The sequence below is a fragment of the Saccharopolyspora sp. NPDC002376 genome (assembly GCF_053593195.1).
In genome coordinates, this window is the sequence record NZ_JBSFBZ010000108.1 from 1 (window position 1) to 10218 (window position 10218).

Annotated in this window: 8 protein-coding genes; 6 read left to right on the forward strand and 2 right to left on the reverse strand. The window is 67.9% G+C overall.

What is annotated here, in order from left to right; genetic code table 11:
- The coding region (locus ACWCO2_RS36130) for a cytochrome c oxidase subunit I (RefSeq protein ID WP_450132304.1) at positions 1-1192 on the forward strand (1192 nt) is incomplete at its 5' end.
- Between the two features lie 30 nt (positions 1193-1222).
- Positions 1223-1969, forward strand: a complete 747-nt coding sequence (gene hemQ / locus ACWCO2_RS36135; protein WP_450132305.1) for a hydrogen peroxide-dependent heme synthase — start codon at positions 1223-1225, stop codon at positions 1967-1969.
- Positions 1970-2048: 79 nt separating this feature from the next.
- Here hemQ and ACWCO2_RS36140 read toward each other — a convergent pair whose 3' ends face one another.
- Complete coding sequence (locus tag ACWCO2_RS36140) at positions 2049-3371, reverse strand: MFS transporter (protein WP_450132306.1); 1323 nt, start codon at positions 3369-3371, stop codon at positions 2049-2051.
- 194 nt (positions 3372-3565) lie between these two features.
- Positions 3566-4453 carry a LysR substrate-binding domain-containing protein gene (locus ACWCO2_RS36145; RefSeq protein WP_450132307.1) on the reverse strand — a complete coding sequence of 296 codons (888 nt, stop codon included), beginning with the start codon at positions 4451-4453 and terminating at the stop codon, positions 3566-3568.
- 246 nt (positions 4454-4699) lie between these two features.
- Between ACWCO2_RS36145 and ACWCO2_RS36150 the strand changes: the two genes are divergently transcribed.
- The 4 genes from ACWCO2_RS36150 to ACWCO2_RS36165 all read left to right on the forward strand — a co-directional run bounded on the left by ACWCO2_RS36150 (position 4700) and on the right by ACWCO2_RS36165 (position 10079).
- Complete coding sequence (locus ACWCO2_RS36150; RefSeq protein ID WP_450132308.1) at positions 4700-6022, forward strand: MFS transporter; 1323 nt, start codon at positions 4700-4702, stop codon at positions 6020-6022.
- Between the two features lie 11 nt (positions 6023-6033).
- Positions 6034-7215, forward strand: a complete 1182-nt coding sequence (locus ACWCO2_RS36155) for an acyl-CoA dehydrogenase family protein (RefSeq protein WP_450132309.1) — start codon at positions 6034-6036, stop codon at positions 7213-7215.
- Between the two features lie 39 nt (positions 7216-7254).
- Positions 7255-9378 (forward strand): acetate--CoA ligase family protein, encoded by a 2124-nt coding sequence (locus tag ACWCO2_RS36160; protein ID WP_450132310.1) that lies wholly within the window; start codon positions 7255-7257, stop codon positions 9376-9378.
- A 317-nt stretch (positions 9379-9695) separates the two neighbouring features.
- Positions 9696-10079, forward strand: coding sequence for a Zn-ribbon domain-containing OB-fold protein (locus ACWCO2_RS36165; protein WP_450132311.1), 384 nt, complete (start codon positions 9696-9698; stop codon positions 10077-10079).
- Positions 10080-10218 lie beyond the last annotated feature (139 nt).

The following is a 10218-nucleotide window of genomic DNA, read 5'->3' on the forward strand; positions in this document are numbered from 1 at the left end:
GGGTACGATCCTCGGTGCGGTCAACATGATCACCACCGTGGTCTGCCTGCGGGCGCCCGGCATGACCATGTTCCGGATGTCGATCTTCACCTGGACCATCCTGGTCACCAGCGTGCTGATCCTGATGGCGTTCCCGATCCTGACCTCCGCGCTGCTGGGCCTGCTGGCCGACCGGCAGCTGGGCGCGCACGTCTTCGACCCGGCCAACGGCGGCGTCATCCTCTGGCAGCACCTGTTCTGGTTCTTCGGCCACCCGGAGGTCTACATCGTCGCGCTGCCGTTCTTCGGCATCGCTTCGGAGGTCCTCCCGGTGTTCAGCCGCAAGCCGATCTTCGGCTACTCCGGACTGGTCTACGCGACCCTGGGCATCGGGGCCCTGTCGATCGTGGTGTGGGCGCACCACATGTACGCGACCGGTGCGGTGCTGCTGCCGTTCTTCGCGTTCACCACGTTCCTGATCGCGGTCCCGACCGGGATCAAGTTCTTCAACTGGATCGGCACCATGTGGAAGGGGCAGCTGACCTTCGAGACACCGATGATCTTCACCGTCGGCTTCCTGGTCACCTTCCTCTTCGGCGGGCTCACCGGTGTCCTGCTCGCCTCTCCGCCGGTGAACTTCCACGTCACGGACACCTACTTCGTGGTGGCGCACTTCCACTACGTGCTCTACGGCACGATCGTGTTCGCCACCTTCGCCGGCATCTACTTCTGGTTCCCGAAGATGACGGGCCGGATGATGGACGAGCGGCTGGGCAAGCTGCACTTCTGGCTGACCTTCATCGGCTTCCACGGCACCTTCCTGGTCCAGCACTGGCTGGGCAACGAGGGCATGCCGCGTCGGTACGCCGACTACCTGGAGACCGACGGCTTCACCATGCTGAACACGATCTCCACGATCGGCGCGTTCATCCTGGGCGCCTCGATGCTGCCGTTCCTCTACAACGTGTTCCGCAGCTACCGCTACGGCGAGGTCGTCGAGGTCGACGACCCGTGGGGCTACGGCAACTCGCTGGAGTGGGCCACCTCGTGCCCGCCGCCGCGGCACAACTTCACCGAGCTGCCCCGGATCCGTTCGGAGCGCCCGGCGTTCGAGCTGCACTACCCGGAGTACGCCGAACGGATGCGTCGGGAATCGCACCTGAGCCTCACCGGCAAGACGATCACGCACAGCATCGAATCGGGCGAGAAGTAACGGCGCTCAGCACCATCCGGAGGAATTTCGATGGACGACGAACCAGGCACCCCGGACCGGCACGCCCCCACCAGTTCCGCTGGTTCCCGGGCAGCCCGGATCCGCGAACTCAACGCGACGATCCGGTACACGGGGTGGTCGGTGTTCCGCAGCGCTGGACGGCTGCCGCGCGATCGGCAGGCGTCCATCCGGGAAACCGATGACTACCTGGCGGAAGTGCAGGCGGTCAGCGGGGTTTCGGTGCGCGGCGTGTACGACGTGGCCGGTCTCCGAGCCGACGCGGATTACCTGATCTGGTGGCACGCCACGAGGGCCGAACAGCTCCAAGCCGCCTACCAGGGGTTCCGCCGCACGCCGCTGGGCGAGGCGTCGACCCCAGTCTGGAGCCAGTTCGCCCTGCACCGCCCCGCGGAGTTCAACCAGAGCCACATCCCCGCATTTCTTGACGGGGAACTGCCACGCGAATACCTCTGCGTGTACCCGTTCGTCCGTTCGTACGACTGGTACCTGCTCCAGGAATCCGACCGCAAGGCGATGCTCGCCGAACACGGCATGCAAGCCCGCGGCTACCCGGATGTCCGAGCGAACACGCTGGCGGCCTTCGCGCTCGGGGACTACGAGTGGATCCTCGCCCTGGAATCGGACGACCTCCACCGCATCCTGGACCTGATGAGACACCTCCGAGCCACGGAAGCAAGAAGACACGTGAGAACCGAAACCCCTTTCTACACCGGAAGAAAGACCACGATCCCGAACCTCATCAACGCCCTGCCCTGACCGAGGGGACCGCCGGGCGAAGTGCAGGTGGGGCGCCTTTCGCCGAGTTGATCGACGGAAGGCGCCCCACCTGGTCGGGTTACGCCGGGACTGCTTGGCGTTGGATTCGGAGGTCCCAGCGGTGCCGGGTGAGGAGCACCGGGACTCCTTCGCCTCGCTCTTCCGCCGCGAAGACCTCCGCGCGGGCGCGGCGCCACCACACCACCGTCCGGGATGCGCCGAACAGCAGCAGCGCCACCAGGGCCAGCATCGCGACCCGGTAGTCCGAGCCGTTCGGCATGCCCTGCGCCAGGTCCAGGACCAGGCCCACGCACAGCACGCCCAGTGCCGTCGCCGAGTGACCACCGGCGTTGGCCAGGCCGGTCGCGGTGCCGACCTGGTGCACCGGGTTGAAGTCGCGCACCAGGACCATGGCCACGGACGAAACCGGGCCGCCCAAGGCGAAGATCAAGAACGTCGTCGCGATCACCGCGATCGGCGGGTGCCCCTGCGGCCAACCCAGCAGGACCACCCAGGACAGCGCGTTGACCACCAGATAACCCATCACGATCCACATCCGCCACTCCGGCCGACGACCGATCAGCGCGCCTACCACCGGGCCGCCGACGACCTGGCCGATGATCAGCAGGCTGAGCAGCACGCTAGCCGTCGACGCCGGCACCCCGAGCCCGTTGACCAGGTACGGGAAGCCCCACAGCAGCGTCAGCGCACCGGAAGCGAACAACGTGCAGAAGTGCGTCCAGAACGCCAGCCGAGTGCCCGGCACCGACCACGCGTTGCGCACCTGCTGGAACACCGGCGCGCTGCGGCGCGGCTGACCACCAGCAGGCGCCACGTCGCGCACGACCGTTCCGGTCACCGCCGCGTACCCCAGTGTCAGCACACCCACCAGCAGGAACGTCGCGGTCCACCCCAGGTTCTGCAACGCCATCGCGAGCGGGAACGTGGCCGCAACACCCCCCAGCGCCCCCAGTGCGCTGGACACCGTTGCCACCAGTGCGTAGCGGCGGGCGGAGAAGTGCGATACCACCAGCCGCAGAATGCTCACCCACATCAGCGCGTCGCCCAGACCCAGCACCGCGCGGGCCGCCAAACCCGACGAGTACGTGTCGGCGACGGCGAAAAGAACTTGCCCGGTTCCGAGGAGGACCACCGCGACGGTGATCACCCGGCGGGAACCGAAGCGGTCCACCAGCAATCCGGTGGGAATCTGCATCCCGGCGTAGATGCCGACCTGCAGTACCGTGAACGCGCTCAGTGCGGCCGGACCGACGTCGAAGCGGTCCAGCGCCTGCGTTCCGGCAACCCCCAAGCTGCCCCTGTGAAAAACCGCGGCGAGATAGGCGATCACCGCCGCGCTCCAGATCCACCAAGCCCGACGCTCCGGTCGGTCGGCAGCCACCAGAGACCTCCTTCTTCAGATGTTCGGACCGATCAGCGTTGACCGGTTGTCCACCGTGCTTGTCGCCGCGCACCGCGGCGGAGTTACGCAGACCGCGAGTGGACTGCACCACACTTCGCGATTTCCCGGAAAATTACGGCGAACTCGTCAGAAAATCCACAGTGGACATACGTGGCGCGCTGGGCTCACGAGCACTAGAGCTCGGCGACGACCTCGTCGAGCAGACCGACCAACCCGGCCAGCGCCGGGTTCGCGTCGCCTTCGCGCCACACCAAGGCCAGCGGCACCGGCGGCGCGTCGTGCACCGGGACCAGCACCACGCCCGGCACCTTCAGGTGCGCTGCGGTCGCCGGAACCAGGCCGACGCCGGAACCCGCGCCCACCAGGGACAGGATGGTGTGGGTGTCCGGCGCCTCCTGCACGAAGTTCGGACTGAAGCCGTGGCGCAGGCAGACGGCCTGCACCAACTGGTTGACCACCGAGCCCCGATTCGTCGGGTAGCTGATCACTGGTTCGTCGCGCAGGTCGGCGACCCCGACGCTGCGTCCGTCGGCCAGGCGGTGGTTGTCGGGCAGGGCCACCGCCAGCTGGTGCTGCTCCAGCTCCCGCACGCTCAGCCCCTCGATCGGCACCGGCAGTCGCAGCAGTCCGGCGTCGATCTCCTGCTGGTGGATGCGGTCCACCAGTTCGCCGCCGTAGAGCGGACTGACGATGTCGAAGCGCACGTCCGGGTAGCGCTCCCGGAACTTGCGCACGATCAACAGCATCACCTGGTACGAGGTCTGCCCGCTGAAGCCGAGCCGCACCACGCCGATCTCCCCGGCCGCGGCCTGCCGGGCCAACTTCGGCGCGGCTTCCGCTGATTCCAGCGTCTTTCGCGCCTCGCGCAGGAACGCCTCCCCTGCCGCGGTGAGCGCGACCTGCCGCGTGGTGCGCCGCAGCAACGGTACCCCGACCTCATGCTCCAGGCGCTTGATCTGCTGGGACAGCGGCGGCTGGGACATGTGCAACCGGACCGCCGCGCGCCGGAAGTTCAGCTCCTCGGCGACGGCGATGAACGCCTGCAGGTGGCGCAGCTCCACAGCCCGACCTCCCGACCACGAGGGGCTTTGCCCAGGTCAACGCGCATAATGTCGCGCTGCCGAATCAAACCTAGCCGATTTTGGTGTTAGACGGAACACATTCGCTGACCTAGCTTCGAGGCACCGGGATCGCAGTGCGGCGCTCGCGGGCCCCGACCGCCGCGATGGTGAATAAGCCGGTGCACCAACGGGTTTCGCCCTGCAATCCGGCAGGCGCCCGCCTTCGGTGGAGACGGAGCCAATGCGATGAGACGTCTTTCCGAACAGGAGAGAATGGGCCGCAAGGCGGGTATCGCGTCGTTCGTCGGTACCAGCATCGAGTGGTACGACTTCTACATCTACGGCACCGCCTCCGCGCTGGTGTTCGGCAAGCTGTTCTTCCCCGTGGTCACCCCCGCGATCGGCGTGCTGGTGTCGTTCGCGACGTTCTGGGTCGGCTTCCTGGCCCGCCCGCTGGGCGGCATCATCTTCGGGCACCTCGGCGACCGGGTCGGGCGCAAGAAAGCGCTGATCATCACCCTGCTGCTGATGGGCTTCACCACCGTCGGCATCGGCCTGCTGCCCACCTACGCCACGATCGGCATCGCCGCGCCGATCCTGCTGGTGCTGCTGCGCGTCGTGCAGGGCCTGGCCGTCGGCGGCGAGTGGGGCGGCGCGGTGCTCATCGCCACCGAGCACGCCCCGAAGGGCCGCAGCATCATCTCCGGCTCCTGGGCCCAGCAGGGTTCGCCGTCCGGGCAGATCCTGTCCTCGCTGGCCTTCACCCTCGTCGCGCAGCTGCCCGACGAAGACTTCTACAGCTGGGGCTGGCGCATCCCGTTCCTGGCCTCGGCGGTGCTGGTGGTGCTAGGCCTGGTGATCCGGTTGAGCATCGAGGAGTCGCCCCAGCTGACCAAGCTCAAGGAAACCGGGCAGGTCTCCAAGTTCCCGCTGGTGGACACCTTCCGCCACCACACCGGACTCGTGGTGCTCGGCGTGTTCGCCTGCGCGATCGTGTTCTCCGCGTCGTACTTCAAGAACACCTTCGCGGTGTCGTGGGCGACCAACGAACTCGGCTTCCAGCGCGAGACGTTCATGAGCGTGGTGCTCATCGCCAGCATCGTGCAGTTCTTCGTGCAGCCCTTCGGCGCGGTGCTGGCCAGCAAGTTCGGCACCCGCAAGATCGTCACGATCCTGCTGATCGCCGAACTGCCGATGATGCCGCTGATGTTCCTGCTGATCAGCACCGGCAGCTTCGGGTGGTCGGTGGTGGGCATGGTGGCCGCGACCCTGCCGCACGTGATGTTCTACTCGATCCTCGCCGGCGTGCTGGCCGACGCGTTCCCGGCGCGCGTGCGCTACACGGCGATCTCGCTGTCCTACGGCCTGGCCGGGACGCTGCTCGGCGGCACCACCCCGATGATCGGCCAACTGCTGCTGACCAGCTTCGGCTCGATCCTGCCGGTGATCGGCTGGGCGCTGGTCACCGTGCTGATGTCGCTGGTGGGCGTCCGAATCCTGCTGACCCGCTCCGCGCGTGCGGTTGCGGAAGTCCCGGAAATCGCAACGGTTCGAACAAGTGACGAGTGATTGGTGGCGCGATGGATCCGAACGTGTTCGACGACGTGCTGCGGACGGTGCGCGACTTCGTCCGCGACGAGGTGGTGCCCGCCGAGGACGAGATCGAGCGGACCGATGCGATCCCGCAGCGGTTGCGCGAAGCCGCCGCGGACATGGGGTTGTTCGGCTTCGCGCTGCCGGAAGAGCACGGCGGGCTGGGCCTGTCGATGAGCGAGGACGTCCGGTTGGCGATGGAGCTGGGGTACGCAGTCCCGGCGTTCCGGTCGATGTTCGGCACCAACAACGGCATCGCCGGTCAGGTGATCGTCAAGTACGGCACCGCGGAGCAGAAGCAGCGGTGGTTGCCGCGACTGGCCGCCGGGGAGGCGATCGCCTCCTTCGCGCTCACCGAGGACGGCGCGGGTTCGGACCCGAGCTCGGTGCGGACCAAGGCGGTACGCGATGAGGGGGGCACCTCCCGCTCGAGCGAAGCCGAGAGCGGGGGAGAGTACGTGCTGTCCGGGGCGAAGCGGTTCATCACCAACGCTCCGCACGCCGATGTGCTGGTCGTCTTCGCGCGGACTGACTCGAACGTCGAGGCGCACAAGGGCATTTCGGTGTTCCTGGTCGAGACCGGGCTGGACGGGGTCCGGATCGGGCCGCCGAACGCGAAGATGGGACAGGCCGGGGCGCACACCGCCGAGGTGTTCTTCGACGACGCGCGGGTGCCGGCCACGGCGCTCGTCGGCGGTGAGGAGGGCATCGGGTTCGGCGCCGCGATGTCCTCGCTGACCCGCGGTCGCCTGCACATCGCGGCCATCTGCGTCGGGTTGGCCGGTCGGATCGTCGAGGAGTCGGTGCGCTTCGCCGCCCAGGCCGAGCAGGGCGGCGAGCCGATCAGCCGGTTCCAGCTGGTGCAGGCGCTGCTGGCGGAATCGCAGGCGGAGTACTACGCGGGGCGGTCGATGGTGCTGGAGGCCGCGCGCGAGTACGACTCCGGCGCCGACACCCGGTTGGCTCCCTCGTGCGCGAAGTTGTTCTGCAGCGAGATGGTCTCCCGCGTGGCCGACCGGGCGGTGCAGGTGCACGGCGGTTCCGGCTACATGCGCGGGGTTCCGGCGGAGCGCTTCTACCGCGACGCCAGGGTCTTCCGCATCTACGAGGGCACCAGCGAGATCCAGAAGCTGATCATCGCCAAGCAGCTCCTCCGCCAGTTCACCTGACCCGAGCACTCCACCCGTTCCCGCTGCGAGGAGGAATCTGTGGTCGCCAACTCCGCGATCCAGCGACTGCTGCACCCGCGGTCGATCGCCGTCCTGGGCGCCTCGGACAACCCGATCAAGCTGTCCGGGCGACCGATCGAGCTGATGAAGCGGTTCGGCTACACCGGTCGCCTGCTGCCGATCAACGCCCGTCGCGCGGAGGTCCAGGGCCTGCCCGCCTACCGCAGCCTGGACGAGATCGACGGTGAGATCGATCTGGCCATGGTGATGCTGCCCGCGGACAAGGTCGTCGACGGTCTGCGCGACTGCGCCGCGCGCGGCATCCCGGCCGCGATCGTCGGCGCGTCCGGCTTCGCCGAGATCGGCGAGCGCGGTGAGCAGCTGCAGCGGCAGCTGGAGGAGGTCATCGCCGAGACCGGTATCCGGGTGCTGGGGCCGAACTGCCTCGGCATGTTCAACGTCCGCGACCGCGCGATGCCGACCTTCACCTCGGCGATGGACGAGAGCGCCGAGCTGATCGGCGGGCCGGTGGCTTTCGTCAGCCAGAGCGGCGCTTTCGGGACGTTCATCTTCAGCGCGGCGCAGCAGGCCGGGCTGGGCATCTCGCACTTCCTCAACACCGGCAACGAAGCCGATCTGTCGGTGGCCGAGGTGCTGGGCGGGCTGCTGGAGACCGACGGGGTCGAGGTGCTGATGGCCTACCTCGAAGGCGTACACCGGGGCCACGAGCTGATGTCGGTGGCGCTGCGGGCGCACGAACTGGACAAGCCGATCCTGGTGGTGAAGGTCGGCAGTTCCGAGGCCGGAGCGCGCGCGGCCCAGTCGCACACCGCGTCGCTGGCCGGGGAGGACGCCGTGTTCGACGGCGCGGCCCGCCAGCACGGAATCGTCCGGCTCGCCGGGCAGGAGGAGCTGCTCGACACCGCGCAGGTGTTCGCCAACGGGCGGCGCACCCGTGGTCGCCGGCTGAGCACGCTGTCGCTGTCCGGTGGTGCCGGTGTGCTCATGGCCGACGTCGCGAGCAACAACGGCCTGGTGGTGCAGCAGTGGGAGGAGGACTGGCAGCAGCGGATGGCCGAGGTGATCCCGTCCTACGGCTCACCGCGCAATCCGATCGACCTGACCGCGACGCTGATCAGCGACCCGGGCCTGCTGCGACGCGGCCTGGAGGTCGCCGTGCAGCACCCGGGAACCGACATGATCGCGGTGCTGCTGGGCAACGCCGACAACGCGTCCGCGCAGTTGATCGACGCGATCGAGCAGGCATTCCGGGCCACCGACCGTCCGCTGGTGGTGGTGTGGACCGGCGGCAGCGGACGCCCCCGCCGGCGGTTGCAGGAGCTGGGCATCCCGTGCTTCACCGACCCTGGCCGGGCGGCCGCGGCGCTGAGCAAGCTCGCGGACTTCAGCCTGCGCCCGCCGCTGCCCGCACCCGAGCGCCCGGACGACATCGACGACAAGGTAGTCCGTGCGATCGTCCAGGACGTCCGGAAGCAGGGCCGCACCCAACTCGACGAGCACGAGTCGAGCCGCCTGATCGCCGCCTACGGCATCCCCTGCGCGGGGGCGTTCCCCGCCACCACACCCAATGCCGCGGTGGCGGCCGCGCACAACCTCGGCGGTCCGGTCGCGGTCAAGCTGCTCTCCGACCGCATCGGGCACAAGTCCGACATCGGCGGGGTGCGACTGAACCTGACCAACGACGCGGAAATCCGTGCGGTGGCTGGCGAACTGCTGGACATCGCCCACACGGCCGGTGATCCCGACGCGCGACTGCTGGTGCAGCGGATGGCTGGCGGCGGCACCGAACTCATCGTGGGCATCAAGCACGATCCCGCGTTCGGCCCGGTCGTGGTGGTCGGATTCGGCGGTGTTCTGGTGGACGTCCTCGCCGACAGCCAGGTCGGCGTCGCCCCGCTCGATCCCAACGCCGCCAAGCGCCTACTGCTGTCACTACGCGGCAACCGCCTCTTCGGCGAAGTGCGCGGCAAACCACCACGAGACCTCGACGCTGCGGCCGATGCGGTCGCCCGCCTGTCCTGGCTGGCCCACGACCTCGCCGAGTACATCGCCGAAATCGACGTCAATCCACTACTGCTCGACGAGATCGGCAAAGGCGCCACCGCCGTGGACTGCCTCGCAATGCTGCCCCCATCGGACTAATCGACCGTGCCCCCAACAGCCCTCTCCCGCCCCCGAGGGATCACAGTTTCAATTGAAACTGTGATCGGCCGTGGGTGGAATTTACAGTTTCAATTGAAACTGTGGTTCCACCGGCCCCGGACACCTGCTGTCGGGACCTGACCGCGATGTCCCCGACCGGGTGATCGGCGTGCGATTTCAATGGAAATTGGACGTCTGAAATCGCGGAAGTTGTCCACAGGTTCCGGTGTGTCGGGGGACGACTCGCCGGGGTGTGTCCGGTTGACGGGCGAGGAGAGGCGACGACGTCGGTGTGAATCCAAGGAAGGTGCGGAGGGATGAGTGAAGTGACGCCTCTTGTCGGGGTGGCGCCCGAGGTCGTGTTCCGGGCGGGACTGGCGGCCGGTGAGCTGCGGTTTCAGCACTGCGGGAAGTGCTCGAGCGCGGTGTTCCCACCTCGGGTGCTGTGTCCGGGATGCGGTAGCGATGAGCTGGAGTGGGAGCGCAGCAGCGGGCTCGGAGCCGTCTACTCCACTACCGCTGTGCGGAGCCGGGATGGCGCGCACAACGTTGCGCTGATCGATCTGGACGAGGGTTTTCGGATGATGTCGCGGGTTGAGGGCGTCGATGCCGACCGGGTCGTCATCGGGTCTCGCGTCGGGTTCGTCGTGATCGAACAGGACGGGCAACCCGTCGCCGTATTCCGGGAGGTGTCGTCATGAGCTTGCGCGGTAGGGCCGCCGTGGTCGGCGTGGCCGAATCCGATCTAGTAGGGCAGCCGCACTTAGCTGATCGTGGCTGGTCAGGGTATTGACGGGGCTCTGTTGATCATGAGCAGCCGCCTCGCGATGATCAGGTTGT

Bases quoted from the DNA above. Each gene is read 5' to 3' on its own strand.
- hemQ (WP_450132305.1), top strand. From the start codon at position 1,223: ATGGACGACGAACCAGGCACCCCGGACCGGCACGCCCCCACCAGTTCC.
- ACWCO2_RS36150 (WP_450132308.1), top strand. From the start codon at position 4,700: ATGAGACGTCTTTCCGAACAGGAGAGAATGGGCCGCAAGGCGGGTATC.
- ACWCO2_RS36155 (WP_450132309.1), top strand. From the start codon at position 6,034: ATGGATCCGAACGTGTTCGACGACGTGCTGCGGACGGTGCGCGACTTC.
- ACWCO2_RS36165 (WP_450132311.1), top strand. From the start codon at position 9,696: ATGAGTGAAGTGACGCCTCTTGTCGGGGTGGCGCCCGAGGTCGTGTTC.